Source organism: Pseudomonas sp. RIT288 (genome assembly GCF_000631985.1).
Taxonomy (GTDB): domain Bacteria; phylum Pseudomonadota; class Gammaproteobacteria; order Pseudomonadales; family Pseudomonadaceae; genus Aquipseudomonas.
Map to the genome: position 1 here is coordinate 134,090 of NZ_JFYN01000002.1, position 18,476 is coordinate 152,565.

The 18,476-nt window shown below is 61.4% G+C and carries 13 protein-coding genes and 1 tRNA gene; 8 read left to right on the forward strand and 6 right to left on the reverse strand.

Going from position 1 to position 18,476, the window contains the following annotated elements; translation table 11 throughout:
- Nucleotides 1–30 precede the first annotated feature (30 nt).
- From BW33_RS04095 to BW33_RS04110, 4 genes are all read right to left on the reverse strand, one after another.
- The gene (locus BW33_RS04095) at nucleotides 31–327 is read right to left on the reverse strand and encodes a hypothetical protein (protein ID WP_047597232.1); all 297 of its coding nucleotides are present in this window, start codon (nucleotides 325–327) and stop codon (nucleotides 31–33) included.
- A gap of 187 nt (nucleotides 328–514) precedes the next feature.
- Nucleotides 515–1,858 carry a cation:proton antiporter gene (locus tag BW33_RS04100; protein WP_047597234.1) on the reverse strand — a complete coding sequence of 448 codons (1,344 nt, stop codon included), beginning with the start codon at nucleotides 1,856–1,858 and terminating at the stop codon, nucleotides 515–517.
- 6 nt (nucleotides 1,859–1,864) lie between these two features.
- On the reverse strand, nucleotides 1,865–2,722 hold the full coding sequence (locus tag BW33_RS04105) for a glucose 1-dehydrogenase (protein WP_047597236.1): 858 nt from the start codon (nucleotides 2,720–2,722) through the stop codon (nucleotides 1,865–1,867).
- A 214-nt stretch (nucleotides 2,723–2,936) separates the two neighbouring features.
- Nucleotides 2,937–4,091, reverse strand: coding sequence for a MalY/PatB family protein (locus BW33_RS04110; protein WP_047597237.1), 1,155 nt, complete (start codon nucleotides 4,089–4,091; stop codon nucleotides 2,937–2,939).
- 324 nt (nucleotides 4,092–4,415) lie between these two features.
- Here BW33_RS04110 and fdnG point away from each other — a divergent pair, with 324 nt between their 5' ends.
- From fdnG to BW33_RS04150, 7 genes are all read left to right on the forward strand, one after another.
- Nucleotides 4,416–7,481 carry a formate dehydrogenase-N subunit alpha gene (gene fdnG, locus BW33_RS04120; RefSeq protein ID WP_152546082.1) on the forward strand — a complete coding sequence of 1,022 codons (3,066 nt, stop codon included), beginning with the start codon at nucleotides 4,416–4,418 and terminating at the stop codon, nucleotides 7,479–7,481.
- The gene (gene fdxH, locus BW33_RS04125) at nucleotides 7,482–8,417 is read left to right on the forward strand and encodes a formate dehydrogenase subunit beta (protein WP_047597241.1); all 936 of its coding nucleotides are present in this window, start codon (nucleotides 7,482–7,484) and stop codon (nucleotides 8,415–8,417) included. It abuts the gene before it with no gap.
- Complete coding sequence (locus BW33_RS04130) at nucleotides 8,414–9,079, forward strand: formate dehydrogenase subunit gamma (protein ID WP_047597242.1); 666 nt, start codon at nucleotides 8,414–8,416, stop codon at nucleotides 9,077–9,079. The genes fdxH and BW33_RS04130 overlap by 4 nt, the downstream gene beginning before the upstream one ends.
- 3 nt (nucleotides 9,080–9,082) lie before the next feature.
- On the forward strand, nucleotides 9,083–10,009 hold the full coding sequence (fdhE, locus tag BW33_RS04135; protein ID WP_047597244.1) for a formate dehydrogenase accessory protein FdhE: 927 nt from the start codon (nucleotides 9,083–9,085) through the stop codon (nucleotides 10,007–10,009).
- 49 nt (nucleotides 10,010–10,058) lie between these two features.
- Complete coding sequence (gene selA, locus BW33_RS04140; protein ID WP_047597245.1) at nucleotides 10,059–11,471, forward strand: L-seryl-tRNA(Sec) selenium transferase; 1,413 nt, start codon at nucleotides 10,059–10,061, stop codon at nucleotides 11,469–11,471.
- Entirely contained in the window at nucleotides 11,468–13,384 is a 1,917-nt protein-coding gene (gene selB, locus BW33_RS04145) for a selenocysteine-specific translation elongation factor (RefSeq protein WP_047597356.1), read from the forward strand. Before selA ends, selB begins: the two co-directional genes overlap by 4 nt.
- A gap of 7 nt (nucleotides 13,385–13,391) precedes the next feature.
- Nucleotides 13,392–13,487, forward strand: a tRNA-Sec gene (locus BW33_RS04150).
- Between the two features lie 1,220 nt (nucleotides 13,488–14,707).
- Here the strand turns inward: BW33_RS04150 and BW33_RS04155 are convergent.
- Both BW33_RS04155 and BW33_RS04160 read right to left on the reverse strand, forming a co-directional pair.
- Entirely contained in the window at nucleotides 14,708–16,000 is a 1,293-nt protein-coding gene (locus tag BW33_RS04155) for an OprD family porin (protein WP_047597246.1), read from the reverse strand.
- Between the two features lie 194 nt (nucleotides 16,001–16,194).
- Complete coding sequence (locus BW33_RS04160; RefSeq protein ID WP_047597248.1) at nucleotides 16,195–17,577, reverse strand: aspartate aminotransferase family protein; 1,383 nt, start codon at nucleotides 17,575–17,577, stop codon at nucleotides 16,195–16,197.
- A 159-nt stretch (nucleotides 17,578–17,736) separates the two neighbouring features.
- Between BW33_RS04160 and BW33_RS04165 the strand changes: the two genes are divergently transcribed.
- Nucleotides 17,737–18,363 carry a TetR/AcrR family transcriptional regulator gene (locus BW33_RS04165; RefSeq protein WP_047597249.1) on the forward strand — a complete coding sequence of 209 codons (627 nt, stop codon included), beginning with the start codon at nucleotides 17,737–17,739 and terminating at the stop codon, nucleotides 18,361–18,363.
- Nucleotides 18,364–18,476 lie beyond the last annotated feature (113 nt).

An 18,476-nucleotide genomic window follows, 5' to 3' on the forward strand; every position in this document is an offset into this window, starting at 1 on the left:
GACATCGCTGCCGGGCTTTTTCTTGGGCGCTTATTCGACGGTTTCAAGCTGCCGACGCAGTTCCTGCGAGTGATGCGGCGACACTGGAATCGGCGGGAAGTCTTCGTTGAGGACGCACAGGTGATCGATGGCTTCCTCGAACTTCGCATCGGCTTTGCGGCGCAGTGCTCGATAGTGTTCAAACTGTTCGAGGTCCAGATTGTCCGCTTCCAGCAGCTCGTAAGCCGCTCGGTTGAGGGCGTGGGCATCTTCGAACAGTTGACGATTGCGTTCCAGGGCCAAAGCCCTGCAAGCCTTGATTTGTGCCGGAGTCGAGCATTCTTTCATGACCGTGACCTTGTTATCCAAAGATTCCTTTTCATGGGCTGCAAGCCGCAGGGGAACCGAACCTGCCGGACCCCACCGAGTGCATCCAGCGAGGGGTTATGGTTGTGACTGTCGGCTTTGGTCGAGGGATCCATTTATTTTCAGAAAAAACTTCGATGGATCGCCCGAGATATTGCCGCCGAAAAAATCAGTTTTTTCGTTTTTGCCGTTGTTCATAGCGCGCCAGCAGCGGTTGCGTGCTGATGCCATGCAGCAAAATGCTCAGCGCCACCACCGACAGGGTGATGTTGGTACACAACGTCGCGACCGAGGGGCTCAGACCGTGGTTCAAGGCATAAAACAGATAGAACAGGCTGCCGATCCCGCGAATGCCAAACCAGCCGATCAACAGCCGCTGACCGCCGTCGAGCAAGGTGCCCCAAGGCATCAACGCGACGCAGGCCGGACGCACCACGCAGAACAGCACCGCGCCAATGACCAATGCCCGCCAGTCCCAATGCGGCACCAGCACCACGCCGAGCAGGGTCACCAGAAACACTTCCATGGCCCGTTCCACCAGGCTGCCGAACGAGAGCATGTCGCCCATCATGATGCCGGCGGCGACCTGACTGCTCTCCAGTCGTTCGGTATCACCATGCACCGCGTGCTGCGGTTCGATGTTCTGATGGCCCACCACCGGTTGCACCAGATGTTCGGCTGGCGGCTGGCTGGCGCCGGTGGAGTTGACTTCTTCCTGGCGCAGTCCGAGGCCGGCAGCGAATACCGACAGAAAGCCATAACCGCCAATCGCATCCGCGCCGACGTAGGCCAGGGCAATCAGCGACAGCGCCAGGTAATCATTCGGGCTCAGGGTGCTGTCGTCGTTACGGATGCGCAGCGACAGGGTCAACCGACCGATGCCGCGGCCCATCCAGTAACCGGTGAGCAAACCGACTGGCACTGCCCAGAGCAAACCGTGCAGCACCCAATCGGTCAAAGCGCCGGGTTGCGCGTCGGCCTGCAACAGCAACAGGCCGAGAATCACGAACGGGAACGCGATGCCGTCGTTGAGCCCGGCTTCTCCGGAAAGACCGAAGCGCACGCTGTCGACATCCCGCGCATCGTTGACCTGCACCAGTGCAGCCAGCACCGGGTCGGTCGGCGCGAGCATCGCCCCGATCAGCAGCGACGGGCCCCACGACAGTTGCAGGCCCCAGTGCAGCAACACGCTGACCCCGGCGATGGTCAAGACCATCACCGGGCCGGCCAGCCCGAACGCAATCCGCCAGCGCTTGTCGCGCAGTGGCAGACGCAGCTTGAGCCCACAGACAAACAGCGAAAACAGCACCGCCACTTCCGTGAGGTGTTCCATCCACACCGAGGCGTTTTCCAGTGACAGCTTCAGCAGATCCAGACCGCTCGGGCCGATGCCGATCCCCAGTAACAGGCACACGGCCGAGGTGGTGACCGGCATCCAGCGCAGGTACGACGAGGTCAGCGCGAGGGTCAGCAACACGGCGCCAAGCACCGCGACCCAGATGACAAAGCTCATGGGGGCTTACAACATCGGCTTGCCGCCGGTGACGCCATAGCGCTGACCGGTGATGTAACTGGCTTCATCGGAGGCCAGCAGCACATAGATCGGCGCCACTTCCACCGGTTGTCCGGGGCGCCCAAGCGGGGTTTCGCTGCCGAAGTTCTGCACCTCTTCATCGGGCATGGTCGAGACGATCAGCGGCGTCCAGATCGGCCCGGGGGCCACGCAGTTCACGCGGATCTGTTTCGGCCCGAGTATCTGCGCCAGTCCGCCGGTGAAGTTGGCAATTGCGCCTTTGGTGGTAGCGTAGGCGAGCAGGGTCGGTTTGGGCATGTCCGAGTTGATCGAACTGGTGTTGATGATCGAGGCACCGGGGCGCATGTGTTTGAGCGCCGCCTGACACAGCCGGAAAATCGCGGTGATGTTGACGTCGAAGGTCATCACCCATTCTTCGTCGGGGATTTCTTCGAAAGTTTCGTGGGTCATCTGGAACGCAGCGTTGTTGACCAGAACATCGATACGCCCGAAGCGTTCGACGGTCTTGTCCACCAGTTCCTGGCAATGGGCCTTGTGTGCGAGGTCGCCGGACAGCAACAGGCACTGACGGCCCGCCTGTTCGACCCAGCGTGCGGTCTCTTTGGCGTCTTCATGTTCATTCAGATAAGCCACGACCACGTCTGCGCCTTCACGGGCGAAAGCAATCGCCACCGCGCGGCCAATGCCGCTGTCGGCACCGGTGATCAGCGCAATCTTGCCGGCCAGCCGCCCGGAGCCTACGTAGCTTTGCTCGCCGCAATCGGGGTACGGCTGCATTTTGCTTTGCGCACCGGGGACGGCTTGAGCTTGTTTGGGGAAGGGTGGTTTTGGGTAATCGGTCATCACAGGTCTCCGAGGTTCTCAGGGCAGGTATGGGCGGTTGACCCGGACGGTTTGCCGTGAGTTCGATCGGATTTGCGCTGGTCTTTCAGACTTGGAAATGCAAAACCAATGTGGGAGCGAGCCTGCTCGCGAATGCGGTGTATCAGTCACCCTCTTTATTGGATGAAAGACCGCATTCGCGAGCAGGCTCGCTCCCACAGGGTCTAGGGTGTTTTCAGGTATTGCGCTGGGTCAGGGCGCGCTCCATGCGGCTGATGCCTTCTTCGAGCAACGACCGCGGGCAGCCGAAGTTCAGGCGTACGAATTGTTGGTGCTGATCACCGAAATCCACCCCGGCGCTGAGACCGACCCTGGCTTGCTCAAGGAAGAACTGCTGCGGATTGTCCAGGTCCAGCGCCGAGCAATCGAGCCACGCCAGATAGGTGCCCTGCGGCACATTGATGGTCACCCCCGGCAAGCGGCTGCGCACGGCGTCCACCAACCAGTCGCGGTTGGCCTGCAGATAGGTTTTCAGTTCGGCCAGCCACGGCGCACCTTCGCTGTAGGCGACGCGGGTGGCTTCCATGCCCAGCGGGTTGACGCTGTCGACCATGCCACAACGGGCGTGGTTGACGCGCTCGCGCAGGGCGGTGTCCTGGATGATCATGAACGAGGTCTTGAGGCCCGCGATGTTGTAGGCCTTGCTCGCCGACATCAGGGTGATGGTGCGCTTGGCGATCTCCGGGCTCAGGGAGGCGGTCGGAATGTGCACGCGGCCGTCGAAGCACAGCTCGGCGTGGATCTCGTCCGAGATAATCCAGGCGTCCTGTGCCGCGCAGATGTCGGCCACGGCCTGCAGTTCTTCACGGCCAAACACTTTGCCGATCGGGTTGTGCGGGTTGCTCAGGAGCAGGGCGCCGCCACCGTTCAGCGATTCGCGCAGGGTCTCCAGCGGCGTGGCGTAGGTGCCATCGGCCTGGGCGACGAATTCCAGTTCGACCTTGTTCAGCCCCCAATGCCCCGGCGCATGCCGCAGCGGCGGGTAGTTCGGCACCTGCACCACGACGTTCTGCTGCGGCTGCACCAGCGCTTTCAAAGCCATGTTGAAACCCGATTCAACGCCCGGCAGGAAGATCAGTTCCTGCGGTTTGACCTTCCAGGCGAACTTGTTCCACAGGTCGGCGACGATGGCTTCACGCAGGTTGTCCTGCGCCACGCTGTAACCCACCAGCGGGTGTAGCAGACGCTGCTGCAGTGCCTCGATGATCACCGGCGGCGCGGCGAAATCCATATCGGCAACCCACATCGGCAACACATCCGCCGGGTAGCGGCTCCACTTGGTGCTGCCGGTGTTGTGGCGGTCGAATACCTGATCAAAATCGAAAGTCATGCGCGGTCTCGTGAAGGCGGGTTGTTCATGGGCGTCATGATAAACCCATGACACTTGGGGGATACACAAAACCTGTGGGAGCGAGCCTGCTCGCGAAGGCGGTGTGTCAGTCAATATTTGTCTCAACTGACAGGGCCTCTTCGCGAGCAGGCTCGCTCCCACAGGTTTTCCAGGGCATGACCGATTGTCGCCGACGGTCGGTTTTCACACAGAGTGTGTGGTCATTGTCTACAGTGAAAAAGCCGGCAGGCATTCTGCCGTAACCGTGTTTGTCCAGAAAAAGCCCGGCTCAAGTACCGGGTTCCACCTGATCAGGAGTGCACGATGGATCTCAGCCGTCGTCAATTCTTCAAGGTCGCCGGTATCGGCCTTGCAGGCTCTAGCCTGGGCGCGTTGGGCATGGCCCCGACGCAGGCCTTCGCCGAGCAGGTGCGTCACTTCAAGCTTGCCCACACCCATGAAACCCGCAACACCTGCCCGTATTGCTCGGTCGGTTGCGGGTTGATCATGTACAGCCAGGGCGATGCCGCGAAGAACGTCGCGCAAAATATCATCCACATCGAGGGCGACGCCGACCACCCGGTCAACCGCGGCACCCTGTGTCCGAAAGGCGCTGGCCTGCTGGACTTCATTCACAGCCCGGGCCGCTTGCAGTATCCGCAAACGCGCAAACCCGGCAGCAGCGAATGGACCCGCATCAGTTGGGACGAGGCGCTGGATCGCATCGCCGACCTGATGAAGGCCGACCGTGACGCCAACTTCATCGAGAAGAACGAGAGCGGGCAAACGGTGAATCGCTGGCTGACCACCGGGTTTCTCGCCGCGTCGGCCGCGTCCAACGAAGCCGGTTACATCACCCAGAAGGTGATTCGCAGCCTCGGCATGCTGGGGTTCGATAACCAGGCGCGTGTCTGACACGGCCCGACGGTGGCAAGTCTTGCCCCGACGTACGGCCGTGGTGCCATGACCAACACCTGGACCGATATCGCCAACGCGAATCTGATCCTGGTGATGGGTGGCAACGCTGCAGAAGCGCATCCGTGCGGCTTCAAATGGGTGACCGAGGCCAAGGCGCACAACGCTGCCCGGCTGATCGTGGTCGACCCGCGTTTTACCCGGACCGCCTCCGTGGCCGACTATTACGCGCCGATCCGCACCGGTACCGACATCGCCTTCATGGGCGGGTTGATCAATTACCTGCTGACTCAGGACAAGATCCAGCACGAATACGTGCGCAACTACACCGACGTGTCGTTCATCGTCAAAGCCGGGTTCAGCTTTGAGGACGGTATCTTCAGCGGCTACGACGCGGCCAAACGCAGCTACACCGACAAATCCGGCTGGGGTTACGAGCTGGGCGAGGACGGCTTCGTAAAGGTCGACCCGACCCTGCAGGATCCGCGCTGCGTCTATCAATTGATGAAGCAGCATTACAGCCGCTACAACATCGACCTCGCGAGCCAGATCTGCGGGATGCCGGTCGATGCCATGCAGAAAATCTGGGATGAGATTGCCACGTGCTCCACGCCGGGCAAGACCATGACCATTCTCTATGCGCTCGGCTGGACGCAACACTCGATCGGCGCGCAGATCATCCGCAGCGCGGCGATGGTGCAACTGCTGTTGGGCAACGTCGGCATGCCGGGCGGCGGTGTGAATGCCTTGCGCGGGCACTCGAACATTCAGGGGCTGACCGACCTCGGGTTGTTGTCCAACTCGCTGCCGGGCTATCTGACCCTGGGGGGCGATGGCGAGCAGGACTACAACGCCTTCATCAAAAAGCGCACGCAAATGCCGTTGCGTCCGGGGCAACTGTCCTACTGGCAGAACTACAGCAAATTCCACGTCAGCCTGATGAAGTCGTGGTACGGCGCCAACGCCACGCGGGAGAACAACTGGAATTACGATTACCTGCCGAAACTGGATATCCCGAACTACGACGTCCTGAAGATGTTCGACCTGATGAGCCAGGGCAAGGTCAACGGCTACATGTGTCAGGGTTTCAACCCGATCGCCGCGTTGCCCGACAAAAACCGGGTGATGGGCGCGCTGGCCAAGCTCAAGTGGCTGGTGGTCATGGACCCGCTGGCCACCGAAACCTCGGAGTTCTGGCAAAACGTCGGGCCGTACAACGATGTGAAAAGTGCCGAGATCCAGACCGAAGTGATTCGCCTGCCGACCACTTGCTTTGCCGAGGAGGACGGCTCGCTGGTCAACAGCAGCCGCTGGCTGCAATGGCACTGGAAGGGCGCCGACGGCCCCGGCGAAGCGCAAACCGACATCCGCATCATGAGCGAACTGTTCCTGCGCCTGCGCAAGCGTTATCAGGCCGAGGGCGGCAAGTTCCCCGATCCGCTGCTGAACCTGTCGTGGCCGTACAAGATTCCTGACGAGCCATCGCCGGAGGAGCTGGCCAAGGAAATCAACGGCAGCGCCATGGCCGACTTCACCGATGCCAGCGGCGTCGCGGTCAAGGCCGGCTCGCAACTGGCCGGGTTCGGCCTGCTCAAGGATGACGGCAGCACCGCGTCCGGTTGCTGGATCTTCGCCGGCAGCTGGACCGAGGCCGGCAACCAGATGGCCCGTCGCGACAATGCCGATCCGTATGGCATGCATCAGCATCAAGGCTGGGCCTGGGCGTGGCCGGCCAACCGGCGGATTCTCTACAACCGCGCTTCGGCGGACGTCGCGGGTAAACCGTGGGATCCGAAAAAGCGCCTCGTGTGGTGGAACGGCAAGGCCTGGGGCGGCACCGATGTGCCGGACTACAAGGCCGATGTGCCGCCGGAAGCCGGGATGAACCCGTTCATCATGAACCCGGAAGGCGTGGCGCGGTTCTTCGCCGTCGACAAGATGAACGAAGGGCCTTTCCCCGAGCACTACGAGCCGTTCGAAACGCCGATCGGCATCAACCCGCTGCACCCGCAAAACAAGAAAGCCACCAGCAACCCGGCGGCGCGGATCTTCGATTCGGTCTGGGAAAGCCTCGGCGAAGCCAAGGACTTCCCGTACGCCGGCACCAGTTACCGGCTGACCGAGCACTTCCACTTCTGGAGCAAGCATTGCAAGTTGAACGCGATTGCCCAGCCCGAGCAGTTCGTCGAGATCGGCGAAGTGCTGGCGAAGGAGAAGGGCATCGCCGCCGGGGATCGGGTGCGGGTCAGCTGCAAACGCGGGTTCATCGAAGCGGTGGCGGTGGTGACCAAACGCATCCGGCCGCTGCAGGTCAACGGCCAGGTGGTGCATCAGATCGGCATCCCGCTGCACTGGGGATTCACCGGCCAGACGCGCCACGGTTACCTGACCAACACCCTGGTGCCGTTCCTCGGCGATGGCAACACACAGACCCCGGAATCCAAGTCATTCCTGGTCAACGTGGAGAAACTGTAAATGGCCAGCCAAGACATCATTGCCCGCTCGGCCACCACCACGGTGCCGCCCTCGGTGAGGAATCAGGAGGCGGTGGCCAAGCTGATCGACACCACCAAATGCATTGGTTGCAAGGCCTGCCAGGTCGCCTGCTCGGAATGGAACGAGCTGCGCGACGAGGTCGGCCACAACCACGGCACCTACGACAACCCGCAGGATCTGAGCGCAGAAACCTGGACCCTGATGCGCTTCACCGAACATGAAACCGACGCCGGCAACCTCGAGTGGCTGATCCGCAAGGACGGCTGCATGCATTGCGCCGAGCCGGGTTGCCTGGCGGCCTGCCCGAGTCCCGGGGCGATCATCAAGCACGCCAACGGCATCGTCGATTTCGATCAGGATCACTGCATCGGTTGCGGTTATTGCATCACCGGTTGCCCGTTCAACATTCCGCGGATTTCGCAGAAGGATCACAAGGCCTACAAGTGCACCTTGTGTTCGGATCGGGTCGCGGTAGGGCTGGAGCCGGCCTGCGTGAAAACCTGTCCGACCGGCGCCATCGTCTTCGGCACCAAGGAAGACATGAAGGAACACGCCGCCGAACGCATCGTCGACCTGAAGAGCCGTGGCTTCGACAACGCCGGTCTGTACGACCCGGAAGGCGTCGGCGGCACTCACGTGATGTACGTGTTGCACCACGCCGATACGCCGAAGATCTACGCCGGGTTGCCGGAGGCACCGACCATCAGTCCGCTGGTGGGCTTGTGGAAAGGCATCAGCAAACCGTTGGGTCTGCTGGCGATGGGCGCGGCGGTACTGGCCGGGTTCTTCCACTATGTGCGCATCGGGCCGAACCGCACCGAGGAGGATGACCATCCGACGCCACCGGATACTTCGGTGCATGTCGTCGATCCGGCGGTGCACACCTTCGATCCACGCGGGGAGGACCGGCCATGAGCAACAAGACGATCCTGCGCTACACCGCCAACCAGCGCACCAATCACTGGCTGGTGGCGATTCTGTTCTTCATGGCCGGGCTGTCCGGGCTGGCGTTGTTTCATCCGTCGATGTTCTGGCTGACCCACCTGTTCGGCGGTGGGCCGTGGACGCGGATTCTGCACCCGTTCATGGGCGTGCTGATGTTCGTGTTGTTCCTCGGCCTGGTGTTCCGCTTCTGGCGCGCGAACTTCTTTATCGACAACGACTGGAAGTGGATGCGCCGCATCGATCGGGTGCTGGTCAATGACGAAGAAAGCGTGCCGCCGGTGGGCAAGTACAACGCCGGGCAGAAAATGCTGTTCTGGACTTTACTGCTGTGCATGCTTGGCTTGCTGTTCACCGGACTGGTGATCTGGCGTGCGTACTTCAGCGCATATTTCGGCATCACCGTGATCCGTTGGGCCATGCTCCTGCATGCGTTGGCCGGGTTTGTGCTGATCCTCAGCATCATCGTTCACATCTACGCCGGCCTGTGGATCAAGGGCTCGGTGGACGCGATGCTACATGGCTGGGTCAGCCGCGCCTGGGCGAAGAAACACCACGAACTCTGGTATCGCGACATCACCCGCGATGAACGCAATCCGGACGTGCCGGAGCGACCGATCACCAAAAAGGGCTGACCTTTGGCAACCATTCTTGAACCCGGGGAAATCGAGGCGGCGGCGAGTTCGCCGCCGTTTCTGCACCTGCCACCGCCTAACCTGTTTGCCCTGCGGGCCGCTCGACTGGAGCAACTGGCCGAGGGGCATGCGCTGGCGGAATATTTGCGATTGATTGCCGGATTGTGCCGGGTGCAGCAGCAGGTATTCGATGATCCGCCGCTTGTGGCGCCATTTGATCAGCAACGGATCGAGGCTTGCCAGCAGCATGGCTTGCCACCGTTCGCGGCTGATACCTTGGTGCGCGAAGAGGGCTGGCAGGCTTATCTCGAAGCTTTGCTGCAGCGTTATGAGCCTGATGAACAGCCCGCAGTCTTTGAAGCGGTGACAACGTTGCGGGTTGCCAGTCCCGGTCAGTTACGTGCTTGGGCGGTGGCGCTGGTCAGCGGTCAATATTCGATGGTGCCGGCGCAACTGGTACCGTTTCTCGGCGCCGGGCTGCAAACGGCGTGGAGCCACTGGCTGCTCAGCGTGCCCAATCTGCAACTGAAACCCGGCGACAGCCTCAGCCAGTGCCCGGGTTGCGGTTCGCCGGCGATGGCCGGGATCATTCGTCATCGCGGCAAACACAACGGCTTGCGCTATCTGGTGTGTTCGCTGTGCGCCTGCGAATGGCATGTGGTGCGGGTCAAGTGTGTGTATTGCGAGTCGAGCAAAGGTCTGGATTACCTGAGCCTTGAGGATGATCGTCACGCGGCCAATCAGGCGCCGATTCGGGCGGAGGTCTGCCCGAGCTGCAACAGCTACCTGAAACTGGTGTATCTGGAAAACGATGCCGAAGGAGAGGCGTTGTCGGCGGACCTGAATAGCCTGTTGCTCGACATGCGTCTGGCGCAGGACGGTTTTCAGCGTCTGGCTCCGAATCTGTTGCTGGCGCCGGGAGACGAATGACCTTAGCGTCTACACTCGCCGGACAGTCTTGTTTTTTCGGGAGTGGCTGATGTCCGCAAGTGTTGCCCCGCGTTTACCGTCCATTGATGGTTTGTTGCGTCACCCGGCCTGCCTGCCGTTGGCCGAGCGTTACGGGCGTGAGTCGTTGCTGGCCAGTTTGCGCCAGTTGCTCGATGAGTTGCGTTCCAGCGTGTTGAGCGGCCAATTGTCAGCCGTCGAAATCAGCCCCGACGTGCTCGCCGGGCGGGTTGGCGAGCGTTTGGCCCAGCAACAGCGCAGCAACGTACGCCGAGTGTTCAACCTGACCGGCACGGTGCTGCACACCAACCTCGGTCGCGCCTTGTTGCCCGAAGAAGCCATTGAAGCGGTGCAGATGGCTGCACGTTATCCGCTCAATCTGGAATTCGATCTGGCCAGTGGCAAGCGCGGCGATCGCGACGACCTGATCGAAGGTCTGATCCGCGAACTGACTGGCGCCGAAGCCGTCACCGTGGTCAACAACAATGCCGCTGCGGTGCTCCTGACGCTGAACAGCCTTGGCGCGCGCAAGGAAGGCATTATCTCGCGCGGCGAACTGATCGAGATCGGCGGGGCGTTCCGCATTCCTGACATCATGGCCCGCGCCGGTGTGCGTCTGCACGAAGTCGGCACCACCAACCGCACCCACGCCCGCGACTACGAAGCAGCGATCAGCCCACGCAGCGGTTTGATCATGCGCGTACATGCGAGCAACTACAGCATCGAAGGCTTTACCGCCCGGGTGCCCACCGCCGATTTGGCCGAGCTGGCCCATCGGCACGGCTTGCCGCTGCTGGAGGATCTGGGCAGCGGCAGTCTGCTGGACTTGACCCGCTGGGGCCTGCCGGCGGAACCGACGGTACGGCAAGCGCTGCTCGACGGTGCGGATATCGTCACCTTCAGCGGCGACAAACTGCTCGGCGGGCCGCAGGCCGGGTTGATTGTCGGGCGCAAAGAACTGATCGCGAAGATCAAGAAGAACCCACTGAAACGTGCGTTGCGAGTCGACAAGCTGACCCTGGCCGCGCTGGAAGCGGTGCTTGGTCTGTATCGCGATCCGGACCGCCTCGCCGAACGTCTGCCGAGCTTGCGGCTGTTGACTCGCCCACAAGCCGACATCCTCGCCCAGGCTTGCCGTTTGCAACCGGCGATGGCTGATGTCCTGGGTGAACCCTGGCAGGTCAGCGCCGTGCAGGCCTTGGGCATGATCGGCAGCGGCAGCCAACCGGTGGCGCGTTTGCCGAGTGCGGCGCTGTGTCTGCGCCCGCAAGTGTCCAAGCGTTTGCGCGGGCGCAGTCTGCTGAATCTGGAGGCCGCATTGCGTGCGTTGCCGATCCCGGTGCTCGGGCGCATTGACGACGATGCGCTGTGGCTCGATCTACGCCAACTCGACGATGAACCGGCATGGCTGGCGCAGTTGCCGCAGTTGCAGGTCGAGTCGTGATCGTCGGCACCGCCGGGCACATCGACCACGGCAAGACCTCGCTGCTGCAAGCCCTGACCGGGCAAACCGGCGACCGCCGCCCGCAGGAGCGTGAGCGCGGGATGACCATCGACCTCGGTTATCTCTACGCTGAACTGCAGCCCGGTGCCGGGCTGACCGGGTTCATCGACGTGCCGGGCCACGAGAAATTCACCCACAACATGCTCGCCGGCGCGCAGGGTATCGATCTGGTGTTGCTGGTGGTGGCGGCGGACGACGGGGTGATGCCGCAGACACGCGAGCATCTGGCGATTGTTCAGTTGCTGGGCATTCCCCGGGCGCTGGTGGCGATCACCAAATGCGACCGGGTTGAAGCGGGCAGGGTGGAGGAGGTGCAGCGGCAGATTCTCGATCTGCTCGAAGCCGGGCCGTTTGCCGATGCGCCGACACTGACGGTGTCGAGCGTGACCGGGCAGGGTGTCGATGAACTGCGCCAGACATTGCTGCAGATTCAACGTGACGTCCAGGAGCGCAGTCGCGATGGTGGTTTTCGCCTGGCCATCGACCGTGCCTTCAGCGTGGCCGGGGTCGGGATTGTGGTGACTGGCACGGCGTTGTCGGGGGCGGTGTCAGTCGGGGACAAACTGGCCCTCGGGCCGACCGGAAAATCGGTGCGGGTGCGGGGCTTGCACGCGCAAAACCGGCCCGCCGAGCAGGCCTTCGCCGGGCAACGGGTGGCACTGAATATCAGTGGCGATCGATTGACCGTTGAGCAGATCCATCGCGGCCAATGGCTGTTGGCGGAGTGGCTGCACGCACCGACGCAACGGGTCGATATCGAATTTCAACTGCTGCCCGGCGAGCGCACGTTCGAACACTTTCACCCGGTGCACCTGCACCTCGGTACCCAAGACGTCATCGCCCGCGTGGCGTTGCTCGAAGGTTCGCGTTTGCGGCCTGGCGAACGCATGTTCGCGCAACTGTTGATCAACGCCCCGGTGCACGCGGTGAAGGGCGATCGCCTGATCCTGCGGGATCAGAGCGCACAACGCACCCTTGGCGGCGGCCAGGTGCTGGACCCATTCGCCCCGGCCCGACAACGCCGCAGCCCGGAACGGCTGGCACAACTGCAAGCGCTGGCCGGCGGCGACAGTCTTGAACAAGCGCTGCCGCTGCTGCTCGACCACAGCGCTGGCGGCCTCGATCCGCAACGGCTGGAGCGCCAGTTCAATCGCCCGCGTGAAGACTGGTCGCTACCGGCCAACGTGCGCCTGATCGACACCCGCCAAGGGCCGGTGCTGTTCAACGTGCAGCGTTGGGGGCAGTTGAAGTTCACCCTGTTGGAGCAGTTGGCGAAATTGCATGAGCTGGAACCGGACCAGATGGGGCCGGATCGCGATCGCCTGCGACGCTTCAGTGGTCTGGCGCTGGAGCGTTCGACCTTTGTCAGCCTGCTGGAAGAACTGCGCGCAGCCGGATCGATCAACGCCAGCGGTCCGTGGTTGCATCTGCCGGATCATCAGGTGCGCTTGAATGCCGAAGACGAAACCCTGTGGCAGCGCATGCAGCCGCTGTTCGAACAGGCCGGGTTTGATCCGCCGTGGGTACGCGATGTCGCGAAAATACTCGGTGAAGACGATGCGGTGGTACGCCTCTTACTACGAAAACTGGCGCGCCTGGGACTGATGCACCAAGTGGTACGTGACCTGTTTCTGACTGACGGGCAACTGCGGCGCATGGCCGACATCCTGTTGCAGCTGGAACAGGAAAATCCGTCGATCCAGGTGACAACCTTCCGTGATGCGCTAGGCTTGGGACGCAAACGCTGTATTCAGTACCTGGAATACTTCGACCGCCTCGGCCTGACCCGACGCATCGGCGAATCCCGCGTGATCCGCCACGACAACGCGCTGGCCAGTGCCGACGCACCCTGAGTACAAAGGAAGGCAATCGCGCCCGGTGGCGCGGCCGGGCTTCAAACCCGGTTGGGGACGGCATCCGTTCCCGGGCAGGTTCGACTCCGGCTGCCTTCCGCCAATTACCGCAGCATCCACGACGCACTGAATCCCCTGTGGGAGCGAACCTGCTCGCGAATGCGGTACGTCATTCAACGTCTATGTCGACTGACCGGCCGCTTTCGCGAGCAGGCTCGCTCCCACAGAGTTTCCATTTCAGCGTTGCGCCTCTGCTTACGACGGATCAAATCTCGCCTCTTCATTGCAGATTTACCTTGACTCCTTGTGGGAGCCAGCCTGCTGGCGATAGCGGTGTGTCATTCACATCAATGTCGGCTGATCGGCCGCTATCGCGAGCAGGCTCGCTCCTACAGAGTTTCCATTTCAGCGTTGCGCCTCTGCTTACGACGGATCAAATCTCGCCTCTTCATTGCAGATTTACCTTGACTCCTTGTGGGAGCCAGCCTGCTGGCGATAGCGGTGTGTCATTCACATCAATGTCGGCTGATCGGCCGCTATCGCGAGCAGGCTCGCTCCTACAGAGTTTCCATTTCAGCGTTGCGCCTCTGCTTACGACGGATCAAATCTCGCCTCTTCATTGCAGATTTACCTTGACTCCTTGTGGGAGCCAGCCTGCTGGCGATAGCGGTGTGTCATTCACATCAATGTCGGCTGATCGGCCGCTATCGCGAGCAGGCTCGCTCCTACAGAGTTTCCATTTCAGCGTTGCGCCTCTGCTTACGACGGATCAAATCTCGCCTCTTCATTGCAGATTTACCTTGATTCCTTGTGGGAGCCAGCCTGCTGGCGATAGCGGTGTGTCATTCACATCAATGTCGGCTGATCGGCCGCTTTCGCGAGCAGGCTCGCTCCTACAGAGTTTCCATTTCAGCGTTGCGCCTCTGCTTACGACGGATCAAACCTCGCCTCTTCATTGCAGATTTACCTTGATTCCTTGTGGGAGCCAGCCTGCTGGCGATAGCGGTGTGTCATTCACATCAATGTCGGCTGATCGGCCGCTTTCGCGAGCAGGCTCGCTCCTACAGAGTTTCCATTTCAGCGTTGCGCCTCTGCTTACGACGGATCAAACCTCGTCTCTTCATTGCAGATTTACCTCGATTCCTTGTGGGAGCCAGCCTGCTGGCGATAGCGGTGTGTCATTTACATCAATGTCGGCTGATCGGCCGCTTTCGCGAGCAGGCTCGCTCCTACAGGGGATCAGGTTTTCAGGCGGGCGGGTCGAGGTTGTCGAGGGCGCGGTTGGGTGACATCGGGTCTGAGTCTGGGTTTAATCACGGGCCATCAAAACCCCAACGGGTACTGAATCACCACATAAATCCGGTCGATATCATCCCCGGCCTGTGCCTCATTCGCTCGGTGCGAGACATGTGACAGCTGCACCGACAGGTCCTTCGCCGCACCCGATTGCACGATGTATTTCAGATCGATATCCCGTTCCCAATGCTTGCCGCCAGCGCCTTGCTGCGGCTGATAGTCGCCAGTCTGGGCATCGAACGGGTTGTACGCGCCGCCCTTGGGCGCGTGGGTGCCATCGATGTGGCTGCCGGAGACGTAGCGGGTCATGAACGTCAGACCGGGAATGCCGAAGGCGCCGAGGTCAAGGTCGTAGCGGGCTTGCCAGGAGCGTTCGCCAGCGCCGTTGAAGTCGGCGTATTTGATCGAGTTGGCGAGGTAGATCGAGTCGCCGCCCACGAAATCGAACGGCGTGTCGCCATTGATGCGTTGCCAGCCGAGCATGACCGCGTGCGGGCCGAAACTGTACTTGCCGGACAGGCTGAACGCGGTATTGTCGATCGCCCCGGCCAGCGCGCGGCCCGAATCGCGGGTGTGATAGAGGTTCGCGTCGAGCAAAAGCCCGGACTGTTTGAAATGCAGATTGGCGTAGTACTGATGCCAGGTGTCAGTCAGGTCTGAGGCGTAAAGCGACCCACCCACCGGACTGTCGCCGAACAGATCGGCGCCGAGAAAACTGATTCCGCCGGCCTCGGTGTTGGCGCCGTAACCATAAAAGTCGCCCCGCCCTGAGGAACTGTCCTGATTCTTGAACGCGGTGAAGTGTCCGGCTGTGAGGTTTACGTTGTCGAGTTCGTGGCTGTTCAACAGCAAACCTGTGGCGTATTCCGGTTGCAGACGTTTGTCCGAGGTGTCGAATACCGGCGTTTCCACGGTCAGTTCACCGAACGCGAGGGTGGTGCGCGAAGCTTTCAGTTTGAACGCGCCGCCCGCGCTGGAGTAGTTCGATTCACTGCGACCATTGCTGTCGACCGGCAACAGCCCCGTGCCGGAATGACCTTTGCCGCCGTCGAGTTTCAACCCGAGAAAGGCGTGGGCATCGATGCCAAAACCAACATCGCCCGGCGTGTATCCGGAAGTGAACGTGCCAATAAAACCCTGGGCCCATTCCTGTTTATAGTTTTTTCCGGCGGGCGAAGGCGAGCGGTAGTCGTTGCTCAGGAAGAAGTTGCGGCTGAGCACTTCGGTTTTGGCATCGTTGAAGAAGTCATTGGCCAAAGCTCCGTCGGTCGCTGCGCACAGCAGCGCCAACAATGCAAAGCGTGGTGTTGAGGTAGCCATCGTGAGAGACCGACAATCAGGGAAGGTCTCTGATGATGGGCAGGATCGACCGGGCTGGATTGAGCGAATGTGCTGAGTTCAACCGAGTGCCCTTGTGGGAGCTAGCCTGCTAGCGAAGGCGGCCTGCCAGTCGACATTGATGTGGAATGACACTCCGCTTTCGCTAGCAGGCAAGCTCACACAGGGGGTATGCGTTACAGCACGCCGTATTCGCGAGCCGTGCGATCCACGGCGATGCGCGTCTTGTCGACCAGTTCATCCAGTTCCGTCCGTGTGGCGATCAGCGCCGGGGCCATGATCATCCGGCCCAGCGTCGAACGAATGATCAAGCCTTCCTCGAAGCCAATGGTGCGGCAGCGCCAGGCGATGTCGTTCTCGTTGGCGAAACGCTTGCGGGTGGCTTTGTCTTCGGCGAACTGTAACGCCGCCACCAGCCCCACGCCTTGAATCTCTCCCACCAGCGGGTGGTTGCCGAACACTTCGCGCAGACAGTTCTGCAGGTACGGGCCGGTGTCGTTTTTCACCTGGGTGACCACGCCTTCATCGCGCAGCGCCTTGAGGTTGGCAATCGCCACCGCAGCCGCCACCGGGTGCCCGGAGTAGGTCAGGCCGTGAGCGAACACGCCGCCTTTTTCCACCAGCGCCTCGGCCATGCGCCGCGACAGAATCAGGCCGCCCATGGGGATGTAGCCGGACGTCAGGCCTTTGGCGATCGACAGGGTGTCCGGTTCAAAACCGAAGGCCTGGTGCGCGAACCATTCGCCGGTACGGCCAAACCCGCCGATGACTTCGTCGGCACACAGCAACACGTCATATTTGCGGCAGATGCGCTGGATTTCCGGCCAGTACGTGGCGGGCGGGATGATCATGCCGCCGGCACCCTGAAACGGTTCGGCGACGAACGCGGCGACCTTGTCGGCGCCCAGTTCGAGGATTTTGTCTTCCAGTTGCCGCGCCGCCTGCAGGCCGAATTCTTCCGGGCTGAGATCGCCTTCGTGGGCGAACCAGTACGGTTCGTCGATGTGCGCGACGTCAGGGATGGTGCCGCCCATTTCGTGCATGAATTTCATGCCGCCCAGCGCCGTCGCGGCCAGGGTCGAGCCGTGGTAGCCGTTCCAGCGGCCGATCATGATTTTCTTCTCGGGCTGGCCCATCACCTGCCAGAACTTGCGCACGGTGCGGATCAGCACTTCGTTGGCTTCGGAGCCGGAGTTGGTGTAGATCGCGTGGCTGTAGTGCTTGGGCAGCAGGCTGAACAACAGCTCGGAGAGCTCGATCACCTGCGGGTGAGTGGTGTGGAAGAACATGTTGTAGTAGGGCAGTTGTTGCAGCTGCGCCGTGGCGGCAGCGGCCAGGTCCTTGCGCCCGTAACCGAGGTTGGTGCACCACAGGCCGGACATGCCGTCCAGATACCGATTGCCGTCGTTGTCCCACAGCGCCAGGCGATCACCGCTGACCATCACGCGTGGGCCTTCCTCGTTGAGAGCCTTTTGATCGACGAACGCGTGAATGTGGTGGGCGGCGTCGGCGGCCTGGTAATCGCGGGTGCTGCGGGTCGGATCGAATTCGGCGGACATGGCGGTTCTCCAGAGCAATGGGGCAAGTGGGTGCGCGTTCATTCCAGCGGTGCACGGCTAATATTTGTCACTTAAAAATATTTTTGTAAAGAAAATATTTGTCGATGAAAAAAGAAATCCGTAGGCTGACGCCGATCAGCAAGACAGGACATCAGCACCATGAGCGGGCTCAGAGAACGGCAAAAGGAACAGCGCAGGGAAGTCATCGCGCAGGCAGCGCTGGAGCTGTTCATCAGCAATGGCTTCGGCGCGACCACGCTGGAGCAGATCGCCAACCAGGCCGGGGTCTCGGCGCCGACGGTGGTCAATTATTTCGGCGGCAAACAGGAGATTCTGCTGGCCTTGCTCAAGCAGCCGGACGAGCAGGCGATGCGCGATGCCCGGGCCAATCTGGATGACGACAGTGATCCGCTGGAGGCGTTGTGCGAGTTCGAAGGCTTGATGACCGACTATCAACTGCAAGCGATGCCGGCCTCATTGTGGCGTGAACTGGCGCCGTTTCTGCTCACGGGTGAACTGGCTCAGGCGTTGAGCCCGTGGAATGCGGCGGTGATCGAAGAAACCAAGGCGCTGCTCGGGCATTTTCAGGCGCAGGGCAAGGTGCGGGCGACGGTCGATCTCGATGTGGCGGCGACGCTGTTCAACCAGTACGCGAATATGGCGTTTATTCGGCTGGCGACGGAGGCGGCACCGGATCGGCAAGCGCATGCCCGGCATATGCGCAGTGTGTTGGGTTTGATCTGCCACGGTATTTTGAGCAACGGCGCGGAATCTAAAGCCAAGTGACAAGGAATAAAGCGCATGCCAAGGATCAAACCGATTTCAGTCAGGCATTGCCAGGTTTGCCTCGTGATGAGCGGCGATGGCTGATGCAACATCTGGCTCGGTTGCATCCCGAG

Excerpts from the sequence above, each read along its gene's own strand:
- BW33_RS04095 (WP_047597232.1), bottom strand. The coding sequence starts at position 327 with ATGAAAGAATGCTCGACTCCGGCACAAATCAAGGCTTGCAGGGCTTTG.
- BW33_RS04100 (WP_047597234.1), bottom strand. The coding sequence starts at position 1,858 with ATGAGCTTTGTCATCTGGGTCGCGGTGCTTGGCGCCGTGTTGCTGACC.
- BW33_RS04105 (WP_047597236.1), bottom strand. The coding sequence starts at position 2,722 with ATGACCGATTACCCAAAACCACCCTTCCCCAAACAAGCTCAAGCCGTC.
- BW33_RS04110 (WP_047597237.1), bottom strand. The coding sequence starts at position 4,091 with ATGACTTTCGATTTTGATCAGGTATTCGACCGCCACAACACCGGCAGC.
- fdxH (WP_047597241.1), top strand. The coding sequence starts at position 7,482 with ATGGCCAGCCAAGACATCATTGCCCGCTCGGCCACCACCACGGTGCCG.
- BW33_RS04130 (WP_047597242.1), top strand. The coding sequence starts at position 8,414 with ATGAGCAACAAGACGATCCTGCGCTACACCGCCAACCAGCGCACCAAT.
- selA (WP_047597245.1), top strand. The coding sequence starts at position 10,059 with ATGTCCGCAAGTGTTGCCCCGCGTTTACCGTCCATTGATGGTTTGTTG.
- BW33_RS04155 (WP_047597246.1), bottom strand. The coding sequence starts at position 16,000 with ATGGCTACCTCAACACCACGCTTTGCATTGTTGGCGCTGCTGTGCGCA.
- BW33_RS04160 (WP_047597248.1), bottom strand. The coding sequence starts at position 17,577 with ATGTCCGCCGAATTCGATCCGACCCGCAGCACCCGCGATTACCAGGCC.
- BW33_RS04165 (WP_047597249.1), top strand. The coding sequence starts at position 17,737 with ATGAGCGGGCTCAGAGAACGGCAAAAGGAACAGCGCAGGGAAGTCATC.